The 24402-nt window shown below is 43.3% G+C and carries 23 protein-coding genes and 1 pseudogene; 21 read left to right on the top strand and 3 right to left on the bottom strand.

Translation table 11 applies throughout. The features are described 5' to 3' along the window. Positions 1 to 162 precede the first annotated feature (162 nt). The 16 genes and pseudogenes from argD to ACYVRS_RS10980 all read left to right on the top strand — a co-directional run. Positions 163 to 1302 carry an acetylornithine transaminase gene (gene argD, locus ACYVRS_RS11055; RefSeq protein WP_461203371.1) on the top strand — a complete coding sequence of 380 codons (1140 nt, stop codon included), beginning with the start codon at positions 163 to 165 and terminating at the stop codon, positions 1300 to 1302. 154 nt (positions 1303 to 1456) lie between these two features. Next, a complete protein-coding gene (argC, locus tag ACYVRS_RS11050; RefSeq protein ID WP_461198773.1) occupies positions 1457 to 2479 on the top strand; it encodes an N-acetyl-gamma-glutamyl-phosphate reductase in 1023 nt (340 codons plus the stop codon). Positions 2480 to 2532: 53 nt separating this feature from the next. Continuing rightward, the gene (gene argJ / locus ACYVRS_RS11045) at positions 2533 to 3723 is read left to right on the top strand and encodes a bifunctional glutamate N-acetyltransferase/amino-acid acetyltransferase ArgJ (protein ID WP_313537315.1); all 1191 of its coding nucleotides are present in this window, start codon (positions 2533 to 2535) and stop codon (positions 3721 to 3723) included. A gap of 33 nt (positions 3724 to 3756) precedes the next feature. After that, on the top strand, positions 3757 to 4515 hold the full coding sequence (gene argB / locus ACYVRS_RS11040) for an acetylglutamate kinase (RefSeq protein WP_461203370.1): 759 nt from the start codon (positions 3757 to 3759) through the stop codon (positions 4513 to 4515). Between the two features lie 188 nt (positions 4516 to 4703). Next, positions 4704 to 5549: a VOC family protein gene (locus ACYVRS_RS11035; protein ID WP_461203369.1), complete on the top strand. Its 846-nt coding sequence runs from the start codon at positions 4704 to 4706 to the stop codon at positions 5547 to 5549. A gap of 89 nt (positions 5550 to 5638) precedes the next feature. After that, complete coding sequence (locus ACYVRS_RS11030) at positions 5639 to 6643, top strand: serine hydrolase domain-containing protein (protein ID WP_461203368.1); 1005 nt, start codon at positions 5639 to 5641, stop codon at positions 6641 to 6643. A 45-nt stretch (positions 6644 to 6688) separates the two neighbouring features. Beyond that, the gene (gene manA, locus ACYVRS_RS11025) at positions 6689 to 7642 is read left to right on the top strand and encodes a mannose-6-phosphate isomerase, class I (RefSeq protein WP_312499287.1); all 954 of its coding nucleotides are present in this window, start codon (positions 6689 to 6691) and stop codon (positions 7640 to 7642) included. Positions 7643 to 7793: 151 nt separating this feature from the next. Further along, positions 7794 to 8933, top strand: a complete 1140-nt coding sequence (locus ACYVRS_RS11020; protein WP_312499277.1) for a cysteine desulfurase family protein — start codon at positions 7794 to 7796, stop codon at positions 8931 to 8933. A gap of 67 nt (positions 8934 to 9000) precedes the next feature. Continuing rightward, on the top strand, positions 9001 to 9342 hold the full coding sequence (locus ACYVRS_RS11015) for a DUF1831 domain-containing protein (protein WP_054115822.1): 342 nt from the start codon (positions 9001 to 9003) through the stop codon (positions 9340 to 9342). Positions 9343 to 9506: 164 nt separating this feature from the next. After that, on the top strand, positions 9507 to 10352 hold the full coding sequence (locus tag ACYVRS_RS11010; protein ID WP_313537325.1) for an aldo/keto reductase: 846 nt from the start codon (positions 9507 to 9509) through the stop codon (positions 10350 to 10352). 13 nt (positions 10353 to 10365) lie between these two features. Next, positions 10366 to 10971 carry a metallophosphoesterase gene (locus tag ACYVRS_RS11005; RefSeq protein ID WP_312499281.1) on the top strand — a complete coding sequence of 202 codons (606 nt, stop codon included), beginning with the start codon at positions 10366 to 10368 and terminating at the stop codon, positions 10969 to 10971. Positions 10972 to 11177: 206 nt separating this feature from the next. Beyond that, complete coding sequence (amaP, locus tag ACYVRS_RS11000; RefSeq protein WP_312499283.1) at positions 11178 to 11741, top strand: alkaline shock response membrane anchor protein AmaP; 564 nt, start codon at positions 11178 to 11180, stop codon at positions 11739 to 11741. 12 nt (positions 11742 to 11753) lie between these two features. Then, the gene (locus ACYVRS_RS10995) at positions 11754 to 11948 is read left to right on the top strand and encodes a DUF2273 domain-containing protein (RefSeq protein WP_054115826.1); all 195 of its coding nucleotides are present in this window, start codon (positions 11754 to 11756) and stop codon (positions 11946 to 11948) included. 50 nt (positions 11949 to 11998) lie between these two features. Next, the gene (locus tag ACYVRS_RS10990; RefSeq protein ID WP_054115827.1) at positions 11999 to 12520 is read left to right on the top strand and encodes an Asp23/Gls24 family envelope stress response protein; all 522 of its coding nucleotides are present in this window, start codon (positions 11999 to 12001) and stop codon (positions 12518 to 12520) included. Positions 12521 to 12743: 223 nt separating this feature from the next. Next, positions 12744 to 13862, top strand: a complete 1119-nt coding sequence (mnmA, locus tag ACYVRS_RS10985) for a tRNA 2-thiouridine(34) synthase MnmA (RefSeq protein ID WP_461203367.1) — start codon at positions 12744 to 12746, stop codon at positions 13860 to 13862. 182 nt (positions 13863 to 14044) lie between these two features. Next, positions 14045 to 14576: pseudogene (locus ACYVRS_RS10980) on the top strand (PTS transporter subunit IIC); the annotation flags it as partial. A 303-nt stretch (positions 14577 to 14879) separates the two neighbouring features. On the opposite strand, the gene ACYVRS_RS10975 reads toward ACYVRS_RS10980, so the two are convergent. Then, positions 14880 to 15734: an AAA family ATPase gene (locus ACYVRS_RS10975; RefSeq protein ID WP_054115829.1), complete on the bottom strand. Its 855-nt coding sequence runs from the start codon at positions 15732 to 15734 to the stop codon at positions 14880 to 14882. Positions 15735 to 16045: 311 nt separating this feature from the next. Between ACYVRS_RS10975 and ACYVRS_RS10970 the strand changes: the two genes are divergently transcribed. Both ACYVRS_RS10970 and ACYVRS_RS10965 read left to right on the top strand, forming a co-directional pair. Beyond that, entirely contained in the window at positions 16046 to 16423 is a 378-nt protein-coding gene (locus ACYVRS_RS10970; RefSeq protein WP_312499458.1) for a DUF1033 family protein, read from the top strand. Then, entirely contained in the window at positions 16356 to 18428 is a 2073-nt protein-coding gene (locus tag ACYVRS_RS10965; protein WP_313510579.1) for a DNA topoisomerase III, read from the top strand. The genes ACYVRS_RS10970 and ACYVRS_RS10965 overlap by 68 nt, the downstream gene beginning before the upstream one ends. Positions 18429 to 18756: 328 nt before the next feature. On the opposite strand, the gene ACYVRS_RS10960 is transcribed toward ACYVRS_RS10965, so the two are convergent. Then, positions 18757 to 19866, bottom strand: coding sequence for an ABC transporter ATP-binding protein (locus ACYVRS_RS10960; RefSeq protein WP_054115832.1), 1110 nt, complete (start codon positions 19864 to 19866; stop codon positions 18757 to 18759). Positions 19867 to 19973: 107 nt separating this feature from the next. Then, entirely contained in the window at positions 19974 to 20804 is an 831-nt protein-coding gene (locus ACYVRS_RS10955) for a helix-turn-helix domain-containing protein (RefSeq protein ID WP_461198785.1), read from the bottom strand. 163 nt (positions 20805 to 20967) lie between these two features. Here ACYVRS_RS10955 and ACYVRS_RS10950 point away from each other — a divergent pair, with 163 nt between their 5' ends. Genes ACYVRS_RS10950 through ACYVRS_RS10940 form a run of 3 tightly spaced genes read left to right on the top strand, consistent with a single transcriptional unit; the run spans position 20968 to position 24393 of the window. Beyond that, positions 20968 to 22074, top strand: a complete 1107-nt coding sequence (locus ACYVRS_RS10950; RefSeq protein WP_461198881.1) for a GntR family transcriptional regulator — start codon at positions 20968 to 20970, stop codon at positions 22072 to 22074. Between the two features lie 5 nt (positions 22075 to 22079). Further along, a complete protein-coding gene (locus ACYVRS_RS10945; protein WP_461203366.1) occupies positions 22080 to 23675 on the top strand; it encodes a xylulokinase in 1596 nt (531 codons plus the stop codon). Between the two features lie 19 nt (positions 23676 to 23694). Further along, positions 23695 to 24393 (top strand): L-ribulose-5-phosphate 4-epimerase, encoded by a 699-nt coding sequence (locus ACYVRS_RS10940; protein WP_461203365.1) that lies wholly within the window; start codon positions 23695 to 23697, stop codon positions 24391 to 24393. Positions 24394 to 24402 lie beyond the last annotated feature (9 nt).

Below are 24402 nucleotides of genomic sequence, written 5' to 3'. Positions count from 1 at the left end.
GATAGAAAATTATCCAGCTAAAGAAATATTTAGCTGGATTTTTTTGTATATATTTATCTAATACCCGGTTTATTTTTGAATAAATTCCGCTAAAAATAAATATTTATTGCTATTTACGCTTATTTTATGTATATTAATACAAAAAAGAAAGTGTGTGATAGGATGAGTCATTTATTTCCCAACTATAATAAACTCCCTTTTGAGATCGTTGAGGGGCAAGGCGCCTATGTGAAAGATCAGCAGGGCAAAGAATACTTAGATTTGACAAGTGGCATCGGTGTAGTCAATTTGGGTTATGGTCATCCAGAAGTCCAGCAAGCATTGCTTGCACAAGCCGAGAAACTATGGCATATGCCCAACTTGTATGAGAGCCAATTGCAAGAAACAGTCGCTGCCCAATTGGTGCAGCAGATACCTCACACCTCAGAATATGCGGTTTATTTTTGCAATAGTGGCGCAGAAGCCAACGAAGCTGCCTTAAAGTTGGCACGTAAAGCGACGGGACGCAGTCAAATCATCAGTTTTCAGCAATCTTTCCACGGCCGAACATTTGGGGCCATGTCCGCAACTGGTCAAGCAACGATCCAAGATGGATTCGGCCCTTTGGTACCAGGCTTTACCTATCTTACTTACAACGATGAAGCAGCCTTGGCGCAAGCACTCTCAGCAGACACGGCAGCAGTGATCTTAGAATTGATCCAAGGAGAAGGTGGCGTGATCCCAGCTGAGAAAGAGTGGGTAAAGGCAGTCGCTGCTCACTGTAAAGAAAATGGTACGCTGCTGATCATCGATGAGATTCAAACTGGCATGGGGCGTACAGGCACCTTTTATGCGTTTGAACAGTATGATATTCAGCCAGATATGTTTACCCTGGCTAAAGGATTGGGCAACGGCATCCCTGTGGGGGCGTTGGTCGGAAAAGCAGCATTGAAATCGGCTTTTGGGCCAGGCAGTCACGGATCGACATTTGGGGGCAATAAATTGGCGATGGCTGCTGCGGCCGTTGTTTGTCAGCAAATTGCTGCGCCTTCTTTACAGGGTAATGTTCAAGCGCGCAGCGCACAATTATTGGCAGGCTTAAAAGATTTGCCCACAGTGCAAGCAGTTCGAGGATCAGGACTGATGATCGGTTTGGTTCTAAAAGATGCCGATACGTTGCAGCAAGTCATGCAGCAACTAAGAGAGGCACATGTGTTGGCACTGAAAGCAGGAACACAGGTCTTACGGTTATTGCCGCCTTTAACGATCACCGAAGAAGAGACAGCCGCAGGTATTGCGATTCTTCGCAGCATTTTGGGCTAAGTCCAATGCAGAAAATAAATGTATAAAAAAACAACTATTTGCGTCAATGACGAATATTCTCTGCTTTTTTCTGAATATTTTTATAAATAACCGTTGACATCTTATTGTGAGTTGCCTATAATCATAAGTAATTTATCACAAGGAGGAGAAGCGTTTGAAGGCAGCAATCGTTGGTGTTACAGGATATACCGGAGTTGAGTTGATTCGTTTGATCCAACAACATCCCGTGTTGGAGGTGGGAACGATCCATAGTCATTCGATGCATGAACATGCAGAAAAATTGTATCCTCATTTAACTGGTTTCTTGGATCAAGAGATTTTGCCTTATGATCCCCAGTACATTCAACAAGCAAATGAGTTGGTCTTCTTTGCGACGCCGGCAGGTATTAGTCGAACGTTGGCAGCTGACTTTGCGAAGAATGGGTTTCCTGTTATCGATTTGTCTGGTGATCTGCGCTTAAAAAATCCTTTAGACTATCAAAAATGGTATCAGAAAGAAGCGGCTGATGCAGAATTGTTGGCACAAGCTGAATATGTCGTACCAGAGTTTACCGCAGCCAATGGCCATCTGATTGCCAATCCAGGCTGCTATGCGACGGCTGCGATTTTGGCGGCTGCACCGATCCTTCAGCAAGGTTGGCTAGCGGGTACGTTGATTTTTGACGGCAAATCAGGGCTTTCCGGTGCGGGGAAGTCTTTGACTGATAGCAGCCATTATGTCAATGCTTCAGAAAACATGGCGATGTACAAATTGAACCAGCATCAGCATATACCAGAGATCGTCCAGCAATTGCAGCAATGGGATCCAACCATCCAGCATATTCAGTTCTCAACCAGCTTGATTCCTGTGAAACGAGGGATTTTCATGACACTGTACGCGCCAATCAAAGTTGCGGTCACGGAAGCAGACTTGTATCAGCAATTTTTGGCTACTTATGAAGATGCTGCTTTTGTTAGAGTACAGCCGGTGGGGAAGATGCCGGAGCTGCGACAAGTCACCGCCACTAATTTTTGTGATATTGGCCTATCTTTGAACCCAGACACACAAATCTTGACTGTGGTGGCGGTCATCGACAATTTAGGCAAAGGTGCTGCAGGGCAAGCAATCCAAAACTTTAATTGCTGGGCCGGCCTTTCCGAAACAGCCGGTTTGCTGCAAGTGCCGGTCTACCCATAAACAAATCAGAGAAACGAAAAAATTGCGTGTGAGATAAGCAGGAGGAAAATAGTATGGAAGTCATTGCCGGAACCATTGCGTCACCTAAAGGATTTTATGCTGACGGGATCCATTGCGGATTGAAAAAAACGAAAGTTGATTTGGGCTGGATCGTATCAGAAGTACCTGCCAACGCGGCGGCTGTTTTTACGACCAATCAGGTGCAAGCAGCACCGATCCAAGTGACCAAAGAAAAGATGGCATCAGGTCAACTGCAAGGGGTGATCGTCAATGCTGGCAATGCCAATGCTTGTACCGGTGCACAAGGCTATGAGGATGCACAGCACATGGCGATAGCTGCCGCCGATACACTCGGGCTGGCACCAGATCAAATCGCTGTCGCATCTACAGGGATCATTGGTCGACAAATGCCGATGGCAAAAGTTACCACTGGCATCTCTCAGTTGAAAAAAGCAGGTGACCCGCAAGCATTCCAGAAGGCAATCCTTACTACGGATCTAACAGAAAAAAGTATCGTGGTCCAAAGTCAGATTGGCGGCCAAACCGTGACGATGGCGGGATGTGCCAAAGGATCAGGAATGATTCATCCGAATATGGCCACGATGTTGGCTTTTGTCACCACCGATGCAGCGATCTCAACTGAATTGCTGCAAAAACTTTTGCGAGAACTGACAGAGGTCACCTTTAACCAAATTACAGTTGATGGAGATACCTCTACCAATGATATGGTGTTGGTGTTCGCCAATGGACTGGCGCAGCCGTCTGAGATCCAAGAAAATACGGCCGACTATGACCTGTTTAAAAAGATGTTTCATGCTGTGTTGACCGCACTAGCCAAAGAAATTGCCCAAGATGGTGAAGGGGCGACCAAATTGATCGAAGCCAACACCATCGGGGCAGTCACAGATGAGGCAGCCCGGATGATCAGTAAAACGATCGTTGGCTCGCCACTGGTCAAAACCGCATTGTTTGGCAAAGATCCCAACTGGGGTCGGATATTATGTGCCGTGGGTTACAGCGGACAACCAATCGATCCAAATGCATTAACGATTTCCTTAGCTGGTACTGTCGTCTTCCAGTCAGGAAAACCTGTTGATTTTGATGAAGACATGATGCAGGAGGCGTTAGCCCAATCCAAAGTGGAGATTCAGGTGGCATTGGCAGAAGGCTCAGGGCAAGGCATGGCATGGGGGTGTGATTTGACCTATGATTATGTCAAAATCAACGCCCTTTACCACACCTGATCAGAGAAAAGGACATAAAAAGGAGCATTGTGTATGGAAACGATCGTAATCAAAATTGGCGGCGTCGCTTCAGATAATCTGACACCGACATTCTTTCAGCAAGTCAGTGATTGGCAAGCCGCTGGGAAAAAAATCGTGATCGTTCATGGCGGCGGTCATTATATTTCAGAAATGATGGAAAAAATGGCGCTGCCAGTCACTATCAAAGACGGTTTACGGGTAACTGATCCGCAAACGTTAGAAGTGACCCGCATGGTTCTTTTAGGACAAGTTCAACCGATGATCACCACACGCTTCCAAAAAGCAGGCATGCAGGCAGTCGGACTCAATGCTGGCTGTGATCAACTGATTACTGGCGCTGTGATCGATGAAGCTCAATTAGGCTTTGTCGGACATGTGGCGCAGATCAACACAGCATTTCTGCAATTGCTGACACAAAAACAGCATATCCCCATTATTGCACCTTTAGGAATCACAGCATCAGGCCAATGGCTGAATATCAATGCAGACGAAGTTGCTTGTCAAATAGCAGCAAGTCTGCAAGCAGAGAAGTTATTTCTTTTGACAGATGTGCCAGGGATCAAGAAGGAAGACAAGTGGTTGGAAAAAATTTCATTGTCAGAAATGCAAACATTGATTGCAGATAACGTGGTGACTGGCGGCATGCTGCCTAAGGTGTTAAGTGCACAAAAAGCTTTACTTGCAGGGGTTTCTTCGGTTTCTATCACCAACCAGATCAACTATGGTGGAACGCAGATTTTAGGTGCTGACCGAGTGGCTGTTGTGATTTAGTCAATCAGAAAAGCGGAGCAATGAAGCAAAGCTACGCGATGGAATCCATCATCTTTGGTTTGGTGGTTGTTATTTATGTAGTTTTTCCTCTTTCATGCAAAAAAAAATGTATTTTTGACATGGATTTCATTTGCTAGAATGCATTTTTATCAGTACAATGGGTACAAATGTATGTAGGGGGAGAAAAAATGACAGATTTCTTATTGGGGCGCAGCAGCAAGTTATTGACAGTTGCGATTCGTGTCAAAGACCGGGATCAAGCCATCGTGTTTTATCGAGATGTGGTAGGGTTCGAACTGAAAAGGGAAGAAAATGAATTGGCGATCTTTGGGTATAAAGGGGATACCAAAGAGATCCTATGGCTGGAAGAAAGCCCACGCGCAACGGACCATACCGGTGAAATCAAGAAAATGCAGCGCATTGTCTTGGAGACGGCAACTTTAGCTGAAGCCGCAACGATTGCCAAAAATGTCCAACAACGTGCGTTGACATTTGAAGACACACGTTTTGAAACCGATCAATTAGGCTTCACAGTGGCAGATCCAGAAGGCAATTTGATCGAAGTGCGTTATACCGCGCAAGGCAATGAATCCGTACCGATCAACGAAGTGGACTTGATCAATGCAGTACCTAAAAAGCCAGCAGCGCTTTCAGCAGCTGTCCGTTTTGGCAAACTATATTTACATGTCAGCGATTTAGCGAAGGCACAAGCCTTTTTAGAAAATGTGCTGGGACTGAAGACCCAAGAATCTGAAGAAGACGCGTTTCTTTTGAATGATGGCGATTTTCAAGTTGGTTTGACGCAAGCACAAGGCGGTACGATCGATTTACCAACCCACGAAGTACTAGGCCTTGACTTCCTGAAAATCTCGATCAGTCAAGAAGATCTTGATACATTAGAAAAACATTTAACGAACGAACAGCAAGCATTCTTCATCAACAAGAAACGAACATTACTAACGACCTATGATACCATTGGGATTGAATGGTGGTTCATCGTTCAAAAAGATGTCGTTCCATGTCAGTCTAAATAAATCAGTTGAAGATACTCTCCACTGTGGATAGTATCTTTTTTTGATGAGTGGTGGCTGACGCATAGAAATAGGGTGAAGTGAGGAATATGATGTACGCAAACACATTGGAACTGATAGAAAAGAACATGCCGCAAGTCTATCCTGGGGCAGTCGTGCGCTTCCTTAGGAAAGGGACACAGGAGACGTATGTTTTTGGGCAGGCATCCATGCTGCCGACGGAAGAAAAAATGACTGCGACACATGTATTTGACACAGCATCGCTAACAAAAGTGATCTGTACAACGACTGTGCTATTGAAATGTTGGGATCAAGGCATGATTGATATGGACGATTCATTACAGTACTGGCTGCCGGAATATAAAGACCCAAGCGTAAAAATCAAACATTTGTTGACCCATACTGCAGCTATCCATACGTGGATCCCTCATCGAGATCAGTTATCTGCAGAAGAACTGAAGGCAGCGTATCTTACCCTTGCCAGTGATGGTTCCGCCGGACAAAGGGTGCACTATACAGATACAGGATTTATCCTATTAGGTTTTCTTTTGGAGAAACTGTTTCAAAAACCATTGACCGAGATTTTTTGCGCACAAGTACTCGTGCCATTAGGCATGACAAATAGCGGGTTTCCGCCATTTTCAAAAGCGCAGTCCTCCATGATCGCCCCTACCCAACAACAAGCCAATGGACAAGTGCTAAGAGGCGTTACTCATGACCCAAAAGCACGTATTTTAGGCCCTCATGCAGGCAATGCAGGATTATTCTCCACAGTGGATGATGTAACAGCTTTTGTCCAGACGTTATTTGAGGCGGCATCGCACGAATCGCCTTTCTTCTCAAAGAGGATCATCGAGGCATTGAAACAGCCGCAAACAACAGGTGATCGATTGCGTACCTATGGTTGGGATCTCATAGGTCCAACCCAGCAATTGTTTCATACAGGGTATACCGGTACGTTTATGTTGGTTGATTTGAAGGAACAGCAGGCCTTTATTTTTTTGTCAAATCGTGTGCATCCTCAGGATCATCGGGCAGCATACATCACGCATCGCGACGAAATCGTTGCTTCTTACCTAAAAGAACCTCAAACGTAACCCGTTTCATGTTATAATATCCACGAACAATGAGAGAGGGGATCAATTATGGAACCATTATTTATGAAACCAGTTTTTCAAGAAAAAATTTGGGGCGGCAGCCGACTGCATTCAGTCTTTGGTTTTGACTTGCCAAATGACAAAATCGGCGAAGATTGGGCGATCAGTGCGCATCCGCATGGTGTCAGTGTCATTGAAAACGGCCCGTTTAAAGGAAAAACTTTGGTCGATTTGTGGCGCGACCATCAAGAGCTGTTTGGCCATTCAGATAAGGACGTTTTTCCTTTACTGATCAAAATTTTGGATGCTGAAGATGACTTGTCTGTTCAAGTCCATCCAGATGATACCTATGGTTTGACCCACGAAGGCGAGTTAGGAAAAACAGAATGCTGGTATATTATCGATGCTGAGCCGGGTGCCGAAATCATTTATGGGCATCATGCACAAAGCAAGGAAGAATTAGCAGAAATGATCAAGGACGGCCGATGGGATGACCTCTTGACCAAAGTACCAGTCAAAAAAGGGGATTTCTTCTACGTGCCAAGCGGCACGATCCATGCGATCGGCAAAGGAATCATGATTCTTGAAACCCAACAAAGTTCTGATACGACGTATCGCGTCTATGATTATGACCGCACCGATGATCAAGGACAAACACGGGAATTGCATATCCAGCAATCTATTGATGTGACGACGGTTCCTGCCCGGACCCCTGAATTGTCCATCAAGGAAGTCAAACAAGGGAATTCTGCTGTGGTGACCTATTTAGAAACGCCGTTTTTCAACGTCTATGAATGGGAAGTGCGTGGTAAATTGAACTTGCAGCAACAAGCTGCCTACACATTGATGACAGTGATTCAAGGCTATGGTCATTTGGTGATCGATGGTCATTCCTATGAGTTGAAAATGGGTACAAGCTGTATCTTGCCAAACCCAATCAAAAAATGGGAATTGGTGGGAGAATTAACAGTCATCGCTTCTGAACCTGGCAAAGAGTAAGCAATCTACGTTGATTGTGTCTGCCTAAATAGCATGCATGTATCTGTCCTAACCACAATGGTTGTGTAGGACAGATTTTTTCGCAGTGGTTTGTATTAGACGCATACGTAAGTTCTGCTATAATGGCACATATGAAGGAAAGGTGAATAAAATGGTGTATTTAGACCACGCGGCGACAACGCCGATCCATCCTGATGTGATCCAAGTGATGAGTGAAACGATGGCAACGATTTTTGGTAATCCATCAAGTATCCATCATTATGGTCGGGATGCCCATACCAAATTAGAAACTGCCCGACAAACCATTGCGGCGCAGTTAGGTGTCAAAGAACATGAGATTATTTTTAACAGTGGAGGGACAGAAAGCGATAATACAGCGATCATTGGGACAGCTATCTGTCAACAAAACCTCGGTAAACATATCATCACAACGCAAATCGAACATCCGGCTGTCATTCAAAGCATGCATTACTTAGAAACACTTGGCTTTGAAGTGACCTATTTGCCAGTCGATCAAACAGGTCAATTAGCGGTGGCAGATCTAGAAGCTGCTTTACGGTCAGATACGATTCTAGTATCGATCATGAGTGCCAACAATGAAACTGGCAATATTTTGCCGATGGCAGAGATTGGGGCAGTCTTACGGACGCATCAGGCTGTTTTTCATACAGATGCGGTACAAGCATATGGAAAAATACCGTTGAATATAGTTGAGAATGGCATTGATTTGCTGAGTATATCCGCCCATAAAATCAATGGACCCAAAGGGGTTGGCTTTCTGTATAAACGCGACGGAATCTCTTTGCCTTCGTATCTGCATGGTGGCGAGCAAGAAGAAAAACGACGGGCCGGCACAGAAAACCTTGTGGGAATCATGGGCATGGCCAAAGCGGCCTCGTTGCTGACGGAGCAAGTCCAACAAGAAAATACAGCCCACTATCAACAGTTTGCTGAAGCTTTGCTAGACACGCTGCAAAAACACGGCGTGTCCTATCAGTTAAATGGTAACGCCAAAAGCAAATTGCCGCATATTCTTAATTTGCGTTTTCCCGGTGTCAGCAGCGACTTGCTTTTGATGAAGCTGGATCTGAAAGGTGCAGCCATATCGACGGGGAGTGCTTGCACGGCGGGGAACGTTGAGCCTTCTCATGTGCTGGAAGCGATGCTGGGCAAGGAACATCCAGCTATTCGAGAGTCTGTCCGTATTAGTTTTGGCTTGGGCAATACGATGGTGGAAGTTCGCCAATTCGCGCAGCTTTTGGCTGAAACCGTGCTGAATTCCAAAAAATAAGAGTTCCGCTAGCTTTCTTTTTCAAAACTATTTATAATAGAAGAAATGAGTTAAATGAGGTGGAAAAATGGCATTTGAAACACAAGCGACCGTCCTAGGTGCTGAAGTGGTCTATCGATTGGCGCCAGAAGCAAAACGCTATACATTACGAGATAATGGTTTCACTGAAACAAATGGCGGGAATTTCCAACTGATCCGTGGATTAGAAGCAACACCCCAAAGCAAAGAAGGATTTAAACTGAAAATTACGGTGGCCAAAGACATTCAGACATTTAAAATGTCGATCACCACAGCCAATGGGCTAAAGGCTGTCAATATTTTTAAAGATCCAAAACAAAAAATGCTCCAAGAAAAATTTTACTTTTTAATGGACGGCTTTATCAGCCGTGGTTTGTTTGAAAAAGTGTAAACAATCGATGAGCTTGAAGGGCATCAGCGTCTGCATTCTATGGAATGGGGCGCGATGCGCTTTTTTTGTATCTTTTGCGTTTTCTTTTTATACTAGACCTACCGATAACGTGCCAGCAATTGTCGTACGTTTAAAAAAGATTTGATTGGAAAGAAGGGTGACAAATGAAGGACGATCAAACAAGTATCATACAAGAAACAATTGGGATGGGCACTTGGCATATGGGAGATGAGCCAGTCAAAGAACAAGCAGAGATCGAAGCGTTAAAAGCGGGGATCGATGGTGGACTCATTGTGATCGATACAGCAGAAATGTATGGCGAAGGAGCCGCCGAAACATTGGTTGGCAAAGCCATCGCAGGTTATACCCGCAGCGACCTGTATCTGATTTCTAAAGTCTACCCTTGGCACGCATCAACAACCGAATTGCCGCAAGCGCTGGATCGTTCACTGGAACGATTGGGAACGGATTATGTAGATCTCTATCTATTGCATTGGCCAGGAGATATTCCACTAGCAGAAACAGTTGCGGCAATGGAGGCTGCCAAAGCGGCTGGAAAAATCCGCAATTGGGGGGTCTCAAATTTTGATGTCCCACAGATGCAGGCACTGATGCAAGTACCAGATGGATCACATTGTGCTGCCAATCAAGTGTTATATAATTTAGGTGCCCGCGGGATCGAATATGACTTGATACCATGGTTGCAAGAAGCAGATATTCCGCTGATTGCGTATTCGCCCATTGCACAAGGCGACAGTCGAGGCAACCACTTCCGCAACGATCCATTGTTAAAGTCGATGGCGGAACAAAAGGGGATTTCTGTCTTTCAATTATTATTGGCGTGGACGATTCGCAATGGTCAGACATTAGCGATTCCCCAAACCAGTGATGCCCAACATATGATCCAGAACATCGAAGCGAAGCAGATTCGATTTTCTGCTGCAGAGCTTGAACAAATTGACGCAAGGTTTTTGCCGCCAACAAAAAAACAGCCATTAGAAGTCATATGAGAAGGGAGACCAGATGAATTTTTTTATAGCTGATACACATTTTTTTCATGAAGCACTATTGGGAAACAATGATTTTGCCCCGCGGCCATTTGCAACTGTGACGCAAATGCACCAAGTGATGGTGGCAAGTTGGAACCAGGTGGTGAGGGAACAAGATACTGTGTATCATTTGGGAGATGTTGCGATGCATCCCGCTTATGAAAAAGGATTTCCTGAGGTGTTATCTGTACTCAAACAATTGCAAGGGAAGATTGTGTTTATCAAAGGCAATCATGATACCCGTGTATTTTTTCGTTATTTAAAAAACAATGATCCTGGTTTATCAGGACAAGCCAAATTTGCATTTGAAGATGTCGGTGCATTGATCAAGTTCGATCATCAGCAGTTTTTGCTGACTCATTATCCAATGTTGCTGGGGATCACCAAAAACAGCCGTAACTTGCATGGCCATATCCATCATCATAGCGTACCGATCGCAGAAAATCTGAATGTCGGTGTCGATGCACCCGAACGCGCGTTTCTGACACACCCACGGCCATTCGGGCAGCCGATTTCTGAAAATGATCTTGCGGAAATGTATCAGCGGAAAAAAGAAGAACTAGAGAAACTTTCTCGCTGAGAATAACAATTTATTTGCGTTTTTGGCGCAGATGTTGGTGGAATGAATAGGAAAAGAACTCTTTGACAGCAAGGACAATGAAAAATAATTGCTTTATTGCAGAAAAAAGCTGTATCTCAAAAAATAATCAATTTCAGGAGTTATTATTTGATGATTGTTTGAGAAATGTGTATGCTTTAAGTAGCAAGAAGCAAAGGAGGTTGCCAATGCGTAAGATTTCTAAAGTGATTCTTGTTGTCGGATTGTTATTGTTATTGCTACTCTTTTTCTTTGGTATGGTTGCCACACAACAAGCAGTTCAATTGCCCTTTTATCTGATACCGCTAGCGGAATATCCTTGGATCGGCGCTTCCATGGAGATGTTCATCTTTTGGCTGTCAGCAGGCTTTGCTTGTTTCGCACTCTTAGCGATTATCGTGGTCATCTTTTTTCCAAAACGTTCAGACCGCTTAGTCATCAAGCACAAAAATGGTCAATTGGTGATCCAAAAGAAAGCTTTGGAACATTTTATTGTTCAACAAGCAGAAGAAACGGCGTTCATTCATCAACCATCTGCGAAAATCAATATTGTTAAAAACAAAGTATCTGTCAAATTAGATGGTGAAATGAAGCAGACAGCTGATATACCACAAAAACAAGAACGTTTAGTGACCGCTATCAGTGCGAATTTACAACAGCTATTTGGTATTGAAAGCAACATCCAGACAGAGGTCATCTTGAAGGATGCTGAAATAAAACCCACACCGCATCAACAACCACGTGTGGTATAGGAGGAAAATGAGATGAATGAATGGTTCAGTCATTATAAAATTCCAACTATTTTTGCAGTGTTGGGTTTGATTCTAGCGATTCTCTTGATCACGATCGGCTTTTTGAAGACCTTGTTGCTATTGATATTCACTGCACTAGGCACATATCTGGGATTTTATCTAAAAGAAGTCGGTTTCTTTGAGCAATTTCAAAGACCGCAACGCTAAAATTTGGTACTATTGTATTAATTTAAAGAAGATATTAGGAGGAATGTACGATGGAAAACCAAACAAAACCAACAACAACAGGTGTTAAAGGAGAATTAACTTACGAAGATAAAGTGATTCAAAAAATCGTAGGCATTGCACTAGAATCTGTAGAGGGTCTATTAACAGTAGATGGTGGTTTCTTCTCAAATATCGCTGGCAAATTAGTGAATACCGATGATGTCACTTCTGGTATCAACGTTGAAGTTGGGAAAAAACAAGTAGCTGTTGATTTAGATATCATTGCTGAATATGGCAGTGACATGACAACGATCTATGATCAAATCAAAGATGTTGTATCAACACAAGTCAATAAAATGACGAACTTAGATGTCATTGAAGTGAATGTGAATGTTGCGGATGTCAAAACCCGTGAACAATTCGAAAAAGATTCCGAAACAGTGCAAGATAAAGTCAGCAGTGCTGCTGAAACAACTGGCGACTTTGCTTCAAAACAAGGACGCAAAGCCAAAGGTGCCTTCAACAAAACAACGACTAAAATACAAGAAAACAACGAACCACGGGTTCAATAATTTTATGAAGCGTGAACGACCAGTCGCAAGACGGGTCGTTTTTTTTATTTAACGCGCTTCTTGGACACAGGTATTTAAGAGATTCATTAAAGAATCAAAAAGATCAAAGAACTTATCGTGAAGTTTTTGGTATTTTGATGTATAATGCAAGATACTGAAAAGTTGCGACCTTCAAATCGTAGATGATTTCAGAATCTATAATTGAAATGATGGTGATTCAATCATGTCTAACGCAAACACCCGAGTGGTGGTTGGAATGAGCGGCGGGGTGGACTCGTCGGTAACAGCACTTTTGCTGAAAGAACAAGGGTATGATGTTGTCGGGATCTTTATGAAAAACTGGGACGATACCGATGAAAATGGCGTTTGTACCGCAACAGAAGATTATAAGGATGTCGCGAAAGTCGCTGCCCAAATTGGGATTCCTTACTATTCCGTCAATTTCGAAAAAGAATATTGGGACCGCGTGTTTGAATACTTCTTAGCAGAATATCGCGCAGGACGGACTCCCAATCCAGATGTGATGTGTAACAAAGAAATCAAATTCAAAGCCTTTTTGGATTATGCAATGGATTTGGGTGCAGATTACGTGGCGACTGGACACTACGCACAAGTAACGGTTGATGCAGATGGCGCAACGCATATGTTGCGGGGCGTTGACAATAACAAAGATCAAACGTATTTCTTAAGTCAATTGTCACAAGCACAATTAAGCAAAACCATGTTTCCTTTAGGCGGCATGGAAAAATCAGAAGTCCGCGCAATTGCGGAACGTGCTGGTTTGGCTACTGCCAAGAAGAAAGATTCAACTGGCGTGTGTTTTATTGGCGAAAAGAATTTCAAACAATTTTTAAGCAACTATTTGCCTGCAAAAAAAGGCAATATGGTGACCTTAGACGGTGAAGTCAAGGGCCAACATGATGGCTTGATGTATTATACGATCGGTCAAAGACAAGGTCTAGGAATCGGTGGCGGCGGTGCGACCCAAGAACCATGGTTTGTGGTTGGCAAAGATTTAGCCACCAACACATTGTATGTTGGTCAAGGTTTCCACCATCCAGCATTGTATGCTGATCGGTTAGAAGCCAGTCAAATCCACTTCACAACAGATGAAGATCGTGGCACGACGTTCAAATGTACAGCGAAATTCCGCTATCGTCAACAAGATGTACCGGTGACGGTCCATTTATTAGATGGCGATCGTGCAGAAGTTGTTTTTGACGAACCTGTACGGGCAATCACGCCTGGACAAGCAGTTGTCTTTTATGATGACATGGAATGTTTAGGCGGCGGATTGATCGATGCCGCTTATCAAGCAGCCAAAGAATTGCAATACGTTTAACCTCTAACAAAATCAGCCCTAGCTAAGAACACTGAACCAATCAGTTGCGCTTAGCTAGGGCTTTTTTTATTTGTACCAACGAATGTTTTGCGTAATCAAGAGAACCAAGAAAATAGGTAGCCGTTTATTCTTTGATCTTGAAAAGTTGGATCTTTTCGCTAAATGTAGCGACTTGTGAAGGAGCAATCGTACAGGTTATCTTGGAATTCAAGATGGGGGATATGTTCTAACGCCACATTGAGGATTTGACAGATATTTCTCTAGTAATAGTGACCTACTTGATGAATATTTCAGCAGTGCTTTTATTGCCGATCAATGTGATTATGGATGATTTAATCGACGTGCCGATACCAAAGCCCTAAAAAAGAACATCGGTATCTTCTCTGAAAATTCAGTGATGGCTTTCTCATTGGCTTGGGATTGGGATTAGCCACAGCTTATGGGGTGTTAGATCCATTGGATTTAGCTATTCAAATCGCGACTGCAATGGCGTTGTTCCCAACGAGCTCAAAAATGTTTATGCAGTCCCTTTCACCACTTGCTGCTGCAATGTTGGAAATGATGAAAAATCGCTTCAAAGATCGGGAAGTTTATATGGGGTTAGATTGGCCCGTATTAGCTGGTCGCTCTGAGATTTGGGTCACTGCTATCTGGTTGGTACCTGTCTTTATTGGCTATGCCATCATCTTACCGGGAAATGCTGTTTTGTCGTTAGTGTTGTAAGGGAGCGCTTCATCAAACTCAGGTCGTTTCAAGTCAAATCAATCATCTTGCCTTAGCCGTACTATTTGGTTTAGCAGGGTATTTGATTGTTTTAAAAAGTTCTACTTTTTGTCCTCTCAGATTGCGGGGCATTCCGATCAGTATAATCAAGCAGAAGTCAAGTGGGGCAAAATTGCGGGAGTTGTCGCCATCTTTGTTACGCTGATCAATTTGATTTTGGTCTTTGTGTGAGTGCGGCGGAAAAAAAGCCGCCAAAAGAAATCTTTGACGGAAAATGGTTTGCTTTGGTCATGATTAATCATCAAATTCGACTTGGTGTGCTTGAAAAAAGCGGTAATACTGCTGGACACTGGCTAACTGGGTCCACTTCCGCACATCGACGGGCGTTTGATCCAAGTCATAGATTTTGGCTTCCTTTAAAGATAAAACGAAAGGACTATGAGTAGCAATAATGAATTGGCACTGCTCATAGCGAACAAAATCTTCTAGTAACTGCACCAGTTCCAGCTGACGCTCAGCAGAAAGGGAATTTTCTGGTTCATCTAATAAGTAAAGGCTGTTGGGACGAATCTTTTCTTGAAAGAAGCGAAAGGCACTTTCACCATTGGAATATTCTCGGACGTTGTCGATCAAGTGCTTGCGGGTGAATTTGGACTGTGTGTTGGATCGTGCGAGATTGATTTTCTTCAATTCATGGTAATCGTCAAAACCTGTGAAACGAAAGTCCGCATACTTTGCTTGGTAGTATTCTTGAAATACTTCTTCTCGGCGATGATCGATCCCTTGATTTAAGTTTCGAATATCCAGCATGAAGTCAAAGACGTCATCGCTGGTCAAAAGCACTTTTTCTTGCGGTTCGTCGTTGCTACGAGTAGAACAGTAGGATAAGTAGTCCTCGAAAAAATTCGACCGATTATAAGCAGCAAAGCGCTGCGCGTGGATCTTTTCGGCAATTACGTTCAATGCAGTGGTTTTTCCAGAACCATTGCCACCATATAAAATCGTGATTGGTTCAAAATCAATCTGCTGAAAACGGCGGGCACTGAGAATCTGAAAAGGGTAGTAAGAATCATAGACAGTCCGTTGAATGGAAAGGAAAAAATCAAACTCGGCTTCTTGATCGGGAAAAGTGATTTGTTCGAGATACATGGAGCACCTCCTGGCAGTTTCGTGGTTGCCTTTATTGTAGCATATCCATCATAGATAAAAATTTTTGCGAAGTTAAAATAAATCTTGTTTGGTTTTTTTTTATTCTTTTTCTGTTATATTCACATTCGTTTTCTTCTATGCTAGACTATAGAGGAAAGAAAATAACTGTAATCTTAAGCGAATCATTTTATATTAAAAAAAACGATGATTTTATAAATGTTTTAAAGAGTGCTTAATTGTTGAAACTTATTTCTTGCAAGTTTAGGTAAAAGTGACTAATATGAGTAAGGAATCGTGAGAGGAGCAATGGAATGTATCAAGTTGTAGTCATGTATGGTGACAATGAGCCGTGGTGGTTTTTTGAGGGATGGCAGTCAGATATTCAAGAGGCGTTCACATTTGCAACCTTTAGCGAAGCCAAGTCATTTTATGAAAATAAATGGCAAGAAGTTAGAAATGATTATTCTTACATAAATGCAAAATCAAACTTTATGACGGCTTTTTGGAATGAAGAAGATGAGCGCTGGTGCGAAGAATGCGACGATTACCTTCAACAATACATTGGGTTAGCACTACTCAAAGAATATCAACAAGTCGTCGACGAAAGCGAGAAAGATTTTTATGAAACAACTAATTCTAGCGGAAAAGCCAAGCGTTGCCAAAGACCTCAGCAAAGTATTGGGCTGTGAGCAAAAACATAAAAACTATTACGAAGGACCCAAGGTAATTGTCACTTGGGCCCTTGGTCATTTATTGGGCTTGAAAATGCCTGAAGATTTAAATAAAGACTGGGCCAACTGGCAGCTGGAGACTTTGCCAATGATTCCCAAAAATATCGGCATCAAACCGTTGCCGAAGACAGGTCAGCAATTAAAAGCGATCAAACAGCTGGCACAGCGTAAAGACGTATCAGAAGTCGTTATCGCCACCGATGCTGGTCGAGAAGGCGAGTTGGTGGCACGTTGGATCCTTGAATGGGTACGTTTTGATAAACCAGTTAAGCGGTTATGGATCTCTTCCCAGACACCCAAAGCAATCAAAGATGGTTTTGCCAAGCTGCAGCCAGCCCGAAACTATGATAATCTTTACCATTCGGCACTTGCACGGGCAAAAGCGGACTGGTTGATAGGTCTAAACGTGACAAGAGCCTTAACAGTCAAATACCAAGACAATTTGAGTGCAGGTCGTGTCCAGACACCGACCTTAGCTTTGGTGCGGGATCAAGAAATGATCATTGAAGGGTTCCGTCCGCAAACCTACCATGTGATTGCCTTGACTGCAGGAGATGCGAAAGCAAAACTGCACTTAAAAAATCCATATCAACTGAAAGAACGGACGGATGCGGAAGCATTGGTCAAATCGATGAGTCAGCAGAACGGTCGCGTGACAGCCATCGAAGAAAAAATCAAAACAGAGTCTGCACCATTACCCTATGATTTGACAGAAATCCAGAGAGAAGCCAACCAACGGTTCGATTTTTCTGCGAAAAAGACCTTATCTTTGGTTCAAAGCTTATATGAAGTTCACAAAATCGTGACATATCCTCGGACAGATTCAAAATATTTAACCAATGATATGAAAGCGACGATGAAAGAACGGCTGCAAGCTGTGGCGGATTTTGCACCAGAAGTCAAAGGGTATATCAAGAATGGGGCAGTTGTCCAGCAGCAAGCGGTTTTCAATGACAAAAAAGTCAGTGATCACCATGCATTATTGCCGACAGAACAACGTGCACGCTATGAAAAGCTATCTAACGACGAGCAACGGATCTATCAAATGATCGTGGCACGTTTCTTGATGCTCTTCGCTAAACCCCACAAGAAACAACAACAGAAAGTGACCGTTTCTTTTGGTCAGGAAAAATTTGTCTTTACCCACAATACGATCATAGAGGCTGGTTGGAAAACAACAGGCGATGATGAAACGCAAGCAATGACTTGGCAAAAGGATAGTGCCGTCAAACCAGTATTTACGATTCAAAAAGAACTGACGACACCGCCAAAACCATTAAATGAAGGTACACTGCTTGGCAAGATGGAGAAACATAGTTTAGGCACACCAGCTACGAGAGCTGAGATCATTGAAAAATTGATCAAATCAGAATTGATGGAACGGACACCAAGTGGATTGCAAGTATCACCTAAAGGCAAACAATTGTTGATTTTGGTCAATCCTTCATTGGTGACCCCTGAACTAACAGAAAAATGGGAGAAAGAATTAGAGGCGATTGCGAAAGGCAGTTACTCCGCCCAGACCTTCCTTGCCCAAATTGAAGCGGACACCAAACAATTGGTCAAAGAAATCAAACAAAGTGAAAGCAAATACCAAGACTTTTCTCTGACCCAAAAAAAATGTCCAGAATGTGGCGAACCATTGCGGGAGAAGAGTACCCGTGACGGGAAAATTTATGTTTGTTCAAGCAGTACGTGCAAATACCGGCGCCGGAAAGATCCGAAAGTATCGAATCATCGTTGTCCGCAATGCCATCGTAAGATGGAAATCATTGATGGACAAAAAGGCGCTTATTTCCGTTGCAAGTTTGATGGAACAACAGAGAAAATGGCAGACAAAAAAGAGCGCAGCAAAAAAATAACTAAACATGAAGAACGGCGTTTGATGAATAAAATCAACCAAGATGAGCCGCAAGAAAGTCCATTGGCAGCCGCATTGAAAGCGGCAATGGAGAAAAAATAGCGATTCATGCATAAGGCATTAAAAACCTCAAAAACAATGTTTTTGAGGTTTTTTTTGCTTATAGCGGAGGCAACCGCAATTTGAAAAGAGCCAGTGATTGTTTGTACCGAAACATATTGTTTCCATTATGCTGGAAAGATTCTTTTGAGTACACAGCTGTTTTGTTTAGATAGTCGCGATTCAAATCAGATGATCAAACAAGTGCCCAAAAAGAGACAGCCATCAGACTGTCTCTTTTTGGGGGATACAAATAAGGAATAAAAGTGGATATTAGTTAAATGCGACTGCCTAGGGGGCAAATCCGAGAACAGTGCACGGTAACTACAGGTTAAGGTAAAGTGATGACATTTTCTGAATCTTTGTCAAAGAAATGTGCTTTGTTGATATTGAAAGCCAAATCAACTGTTTCTCCTGGGCGATGGAAATCCCGGGCATCTACTTTGGAAATAAATTCAGTGGCACCAACCCTTGTATAAAGCATTGTTTCAGCACCAAGTAATTCTGATACAACGACTTCGGCACGAACAGTTGCTTCTGGAGAAGTTTCTAATGCGATTTGCTCGCTATGGATATCTTCGGGACGAATACCAAATACCAATTCTTTGCCTTCGTAGCCTTTTTCAACGAGTACTTTGTTTTTCCCTTCAGGAATGCGCAAGTTCAAGCTTTGGCCATCTGAGATCACGCCGTTTTTCAATGTTACATTGAAGAAGTTCATGGCAGGTGAACCGATAAAGCCGGCTACAAACATATTTTTTGGTGTGTTGTAAACTTCTTTTGGTGAACCAATTTGTTGGATAAAACCGTCTTTCATGATAACGATCCGGTCAGCCATGGTCATGGCTTCTGTTTGGTCATGGGTTACGTAGATCGTTGTTGTTTCTAAACGTTGGTGCAGTTTAGCGATTTCAGCACGCATGGCTACACGCAGTTTTGCATCCAAGTTAGATAAAGGCTCATCCATCAAGAAGACTTTTGCATCACGGACGATTGCACGACCTAGTGCGACCCGCTGACGTTGTCCACCTGAAAGGGCAGCTGGTTTGCGGTCTAAGTATTCAGTCAAACCTAAGATCTCAGCAGCATTTTCAACACGTTTTTTGATTTCTTCTTTGTCATATTTACGCAATTTCAAACCGAAGGCCATATTGTTGAATACAGTCATGTGGGGATACAACGCGTAGTTCTGGAATACCATGGCAATGTCGCGGTCTTTAGGCGCTACATCATTCATGACTTTGCCGCCGATGCTTAATTCACCTTCAGAAATATCTTCTAATCCGGCGATCATTCGAAGTGTTGTTGATTTACCACAACCGGAAGGTCCAACAAAGACGATAAATTCGCGATCCGCGATATCTAAGTTAAAATCTGTTACAGAATAGGTATCATTGTTGTCATATTTTTTGTGAATATTCTTTAAGGCCATTTCTACCATTCGGATTACCTCTTTCGATTTAGTTTACATGCTTATCATAAATGAAAACGCTTCGATTGGACAACGTAAAGATGCACAAGAAAAAAGCGTTTTCTTGTGCATCTTGTTTAGTCTGTGTGTGTAGAAAAAGTTTGGCATAAAAAATAGCCTAGTAGCAGGTCGTCCATGATTTTAAGATTCAAATTTGTAGCTGTTTGAAATTTGTCGATTTTATAAAGCAAGGAGTTCCGATGCATAAACAGCGCTTTGGCGGTCGAGCTGGCATTTCCTTGATGTTGCCATAATGCACGAATAATCGTTTCTGTTTCTTCTTCGAACCAATCTAAATAAAGCGTTCGAAGCAAAGCGAGATAAGGCTTCGCCCCAGAAATGAATAGTGTGGACAACCCAGTCGGTAAGTCCAAACTCTTTTGATGTTTACGCAATTGTAAGACTTCATAGTAAAAAGTAGCTTCTTCTTCCCATAATTGCGTAAAATCATGTTCCGAACGATGGAACGGACCTACAAACAATTGAGAATAGCAATCGAAATCCATATCTAGGGCGACAAATAAACCATCCAAATCTTCAACACGCAGATTTTCCCCGCTATGGGCCTCGACAATGACCGCTTGGTTATCATAAATAAAGAACAAATCAACAACATCGGGCAACATTTGTTGAATCTCCGCCAGCCATTCCGACTGCAGCCCATCTATGATTTTGGTGAAATGAACGTGGATAAAACGATACATATTTGGTGAAGAGACAGGCTGATGGTCAAATAAAATCGGGTACCATGGATGTGCTTGATGGTCGATATTTTTTTGGCGGTCACCTTCTCGCATCTGAAACAAAAGCAACTCTTTCTTGGTTAATGTTTCCTTGGGAATCCAGATAAATTGTCGTCCAAACGGGACAGACAGTAGCCCTTGATCATTGGATGCAGATGGATGCAACGTGGCTTCTGGAAAGTGATGTTTGATTTCTTGAAATGAATTGATAGTGGAAAACCTCCTTTAGTCAACAGAATTTGATTCTAGTATAGCATGTTCTTCCCTTGAGTTTACAACTATTTATAGAAATAAAGGTTGACAAGAAAGCGCCTTCTTGTTATCGTATATGTACGGACAACTTTTGAAAGATGTGATATTTATGGCAAATAAGTACGAACAACTTGCGGATATTTTACGAGAGCAGATTCGATTGGGCACGTATCAAGAAGGGGATGCAATCCCTACTGAAGCTGCATTGCAAGAAGCGTTTCAATTTAGCCGCCACACCGTGCGGCAAGCAATTGCTGTGTTGGTCAATGAGGGCTATTTACGAAAAGAACGAGGATCGGGTACATATGTATCAATACCTATGACTCAGAATCAGTCCAGTCGCAAAACGATTGGCATCATAATGACGTATTTGTCGGATTACATTTTTCCGTCAATCATGCGTGGTGTGGAACAAACATTGAGAGAACAAGGATATTCCTTGTTGCTGGGATCGACCAATAATGACCATGCACAAGAGCGTGCATGTTTGCAGCAAATGATCGATCAAGGCGTGGATGGCTTGATTATAGAACCAACAAAAAGTAACCAATACAATCCTAATTTGGCCTATTACGCAGCTTTGAAAGAAAAAGGGATACCTGTGGTGATGATCAATGCCTACTATGAAGAATTAGACTTACCGCATATTTGTGTCAATGATACAAAGTCTGGTTTTTTGGCCGCAAATCATTTGTTGCAAGGTGGTCACACACGATTGATGATGGTCACGAAAATTGATGATCTACAAGGGAAATATCGCTTGAAAGGTTTCGTTAAAGCATTGACCAATGCCAAATGTTCCTTTTCATCTGAGGATGTCTTGACGTATACAACAGAAACGAAAGAAGCCGTGATCAAGCAAGCAGTCGATCAATTGATCCATGAAGAGAATCAAATCACAGGGATCGTCTGCTATAACGATGAGATCGCGCAACAGATGATCAAAGCACTGACAGCAGCTGGAAAGTCTGTGCCAGAAGATATATCGATCATTGGCAATGACGATTCTCCTTTAAGTACACTTGCCGTCCCAACGATCACCACGTTGACGCATCCGAAAGAAGCGATGGGACAATTGGCTGCCCAATGGGTCATTACTGGCAAAACCGCGGAGACAGACGCGTTTTATTTTGAACCGGACTTGATCGTCCGTGATTCAGCAATCAATCATAAAGGAGTGTAATTTTGATGACGGATCATATGCAGCAAGCCATCAAAGAGAGCCGGACATCGTTAGGGATCGAGTTAGGGTCGACACGTATCAAAGCAGTGTTGATCGATGATCAGTTTCAAACGATTGCTTCTGGTAGTTTTGAGTGGGAGAACCAATTGGCAGAGGGAATCTGGACTTACAGCATGGATGCTGTATGGCAAGGGATTCAAGCAAGTTATCAGGCGTTGCGTCAAGCTGTTCAAGACAAATACGATCTTACATTGACCAAAATCGGTACGATCGGTTTTTCAGCAATGATGCATGGTTATTTGGCTTTTGATACACAAGATCAACTATTGGTACCTTTTCGGACATGGCGCAATGCAATCACGGAAGAAGCAGAACAGCAGCTAACGGCATTATTTCAATACAATATTCCGCAACGATGGAGTATTGCGCATCTCTATCAAGCCGTGCTGAACCATGAGGACCATGTTGCAGATGTGGCTTTTTTCACCACCTTGGCAGGGTATGTGCATTGGCAATTGACCGGTGAGAAGGTCATTGGTATCGGGGATGCTTCGGGGATGTTTCCAATCGATAGTCAGACGAAAGATTTTGATGCCTCAAAAATCGCCCAATTTGATGCCCAAATTGACGGACAGGCGTATCCATGGCACCTAAAAGAGATTTTGCCGCAAGTTCTTGTGGCCGGCAGTCCAGCCGGCAGCTTAACGGCTGCGGGGGCTTTACGATTGGATCCTTCCGGTAATTTGGCAGCTGGCATTCCCCTATGCCCTCCAGAAGGAGATGCAGGTACTGGTATGGTCGCAACAAATAGTGTGGCACCCAAAACAGGAAATGTATCCGCAGGCACATCAGCATTTGCAATGATCGTGTTAGAAGAACCATTGAAGCAGGTCCATCCAGAAATCGATATGGTCACTACGCCAGCGGGTGATTTAGTGGCGATGGTCCACACCAACAACTGTACCTCTGAAATCAATGCCTGGGTCAAACTATTCAAAGAATTTACGACAGCGGCTGGTATGGATCAGTCAGTTGAAGACATTTTTTCTCTCTTATTCAATGAAGCAATCAAAGGGGATCCCTCTTGTGGCGGCTTACTCTCTTATGGGTATTATTCCGGAGAAAACATTACTAGGGTCGCAGCAGGGCGTCCACTTTTTGTCCGTACACCTGAGAGCGCCTTCACGTTGCCGAACTTTATGCGGATGCATCTTTACAGTGCTTTTGGTGCCATGAAAATTGGCATGAAGATCCTTGAGGCTGAAGCGGTAACGATTGAACGAATCGTGGGGCATGGGGGCATTTTCAAAACGCCTGAAGTCGCACAACGTATCCTGGCTGCAGCCATGGAAGCACCAGTCACTGTCATGGAAACAGCAGGCGAAGGGGGCGCGTGGGGAATTGCGATCCTTGCAGAATACCTCAGACGCCAGTCCGAAAACCAGACCCTTGATGCATTTCTGAATGAAATCGTTTTCCAAGGAGATACAGGCACAACATTGGCGCCATTGCCAGCTGATATTGAAGGATTTGACACATTTGTGGCGCGCTATCAAGCTGGATTGCCAATCGAACAAGCAGCGATCGATTATTTGAAATAAGAGAAAGAAGGCGAGATATGTGTTAGAACAGCTCAAAGAAGAAGTGTTTCAAGCCAATTTAGATCTGCCAAAACACGGATTGATCAAATACACGTGGGGCAATGTGTCAGCTGTGGATCGCGAACGGGAACTCTTTGTGATCAAGCCCAGTGGTGTCGACTATGAAACCATGCAAGCAAGTGACATGGTCGTTTGTGACTTTGAAGGAAAGATTGTGGAAGGTCAGATGAATCCCTCTTCTGATACACCGACCCATGCTGTTTTATACAAAGCATTTCCAGAGATCGGCGGTATTGTCCACACCCATTCCACATGGGCAACCAGTTGGGCGCAAGCCGGGATCGATTTGCCGGCCATGGGCACGACCCATGCAGATACGTTTTATGGCGCAGTGCCATGTGCGCGATTTTTGACACAAAAAGAAATTGAGGATGGCTACGAGGCTAAAACCGGTCATGTGATTGTGGAAACCTTTAAAGAACGAGGCATCCAACCATTAGAGATCCCGGGTGTCTTATTGCATGGGCATGGCCCTTTTACTTGGGGCAAAGATGCTGACTCCGCTGTGATGCATGCTGTCGTCTTGGAAGAAGTAGCCAAAATGAATGTCATAACCAGACAGCTGAACAGCTACGCCACTGAGCTGCCGCAACGGATCTTGGATAAACATTTTTTAAGAAAACACGGAAAAGATGCCTATTATGGGCAAAATAATTAAAAAGGAGCA

Source organism: Enterococcus salsurae (assembly GCF_054784955.1).
Note: the sequence above shows the minus strand (reverse complement) of the source record. Positions and strands in the feature narration are given on the sequence as shown.

What these genes read in the sequence shown, in the direction of transcription:
- argD (WP_461203371.1), top strand. Translation starts at nt 163, where the DNA reads ATGAGTCATTTATTTCCCAACTATAATAAACTCCCTTTTGAGATCGTT.
- argJ (WP_313537315.1), top strand. Translation starts at nt 2,533, where the DNA reads ATGGAAGTCATTGCCGGAACCATTGCGTCACCTAAAGGATTTTATGCT.
- argB (WP_461203370.1), top strand. Translation starts at nt 3,757, where the DNA reads ATGGAAACGATCGTAATCAAAATTGGCGGCGTCGCTTCAGATAATCTG.
- ACYVRS_RS11035 (WP_461203369.1), top strand. Translation starts at nt 4,704, where the DNA reads ATGACAGATTTCTTATTGGGGCGCAGCAGCAAGTTATTGACAGTTGCG.
- ACYVRS_RS11030 (WP_461203368.1), top strand. Translation starts at nt 5,639, where the DNA reads ATGTACGCAAACACATTGGAACTGATAGAAAAGAACATGCCGCAAGTC.
- ACYVRS_RS11020 (WP_312499277.1), top strand. Translation starts at nt 7,794, where the DNA reads ATGGTGTATTTAGACCACGCGGCGACAACGCCGATCCATCCTGATGTG.
- ACYVRS_RS11015 (WP_054115822.1), top strand. Translation starts at nt 9,001, where the DNA reads ATGGCATTTGAAACACAAGCGACCGTCCTAGGTGCTGAAGTGGTCTAT.
- ACYVRS_RS11010 (WP_313537325.1), top strand. Translation starts at nt 9,507, where the DNA reads ATGAAGGACGATCAAACAAGTATCATACAAGAAACAATTGGGATGGGC.
- ACYVRS_RS11005 (WP_312499281.1), top strand. Translation starts at nt 10,366, where the DNA reads ATGAATTTTTTTATAGCTGATACACATTTTTTTCATGAAGCACTATTG.
- amaP (WP_312499283.1), top strand. Translation starts at nt 11,178, where the DNA reads ATGCGTAAGATTTCTAAAGTGATTCTTGTTGTCGGATTGTTATTGTTA.
- ACYVRS_RS10995 (WP_054115826.1), top strand. Translation starts at nt 11,754, where the DNA reads ATGAATGAATGGTTCAGTCATTATAAAATTCCAACTATTTTTGCAGTG.
- ACYVRS_RS10990 (WP_054115827.1), top strand. Translation starts at nt 11,999, where the DNA reads ATGGAAAACCAAACAAAACCAACAACAACAGGTGTTAAAGGAGAATTA.
- mnmA (WP_461203367.1), top strand. Translation starts at nt 12,744, where the DNA reads ATGTCTAACGCAAACACCCGAGTGGTGGTTGGAATGAGCGGCGGGGTG.
- ACYVRS_RS10975 (WP_054115829.1), bottom strand. Translation starts at nt 15,734, where the DNA reads ATGTATCTCGAACAAATCACTTTTCCCGATCAAGAAGCCGAGTTTGAT.
- ACYVRS_RS10970 (WP_312499458.1), top strand. Translation starts at nt 16,046, where the DNA reads ATGTATCAAGTTGTAGTCATGTATGGTGACAATGAGCCGTGGTGGTTT.
- ACYVRS_RS10965 (WP_313510579.1), top strand. Translation starts at nt 16,356, where the DNA reads ATGAAACAACTAATTCTAGCGGAAAAGCCAAGCGTTGCCAAAGACCTC.
- ACYVRS_RS10960 (WP_054115832.1), bottom strand. Translation starts at nt 19,866, where the DNA reads ATGGTAGAAATGGCCTTAAAGAATATTCACAAAAAATATGACAACAAT.
- ACYVRS_RS10950 (WP_461198881.1), top strand. Translation starts at nt 20,968, where the DNA reads ATGTACGGACAACTTTTGAAAGATGTGATATTTATGGCAAATAAGTAC.
- ACYVRS_RS10945 (WP_461203366.1), top strand. Translation starts at nt 22,080, where the DNA reads ATGACGGATCATATGCAGCAAGCCATCAAAGAGAGCCGGACATCGTTA.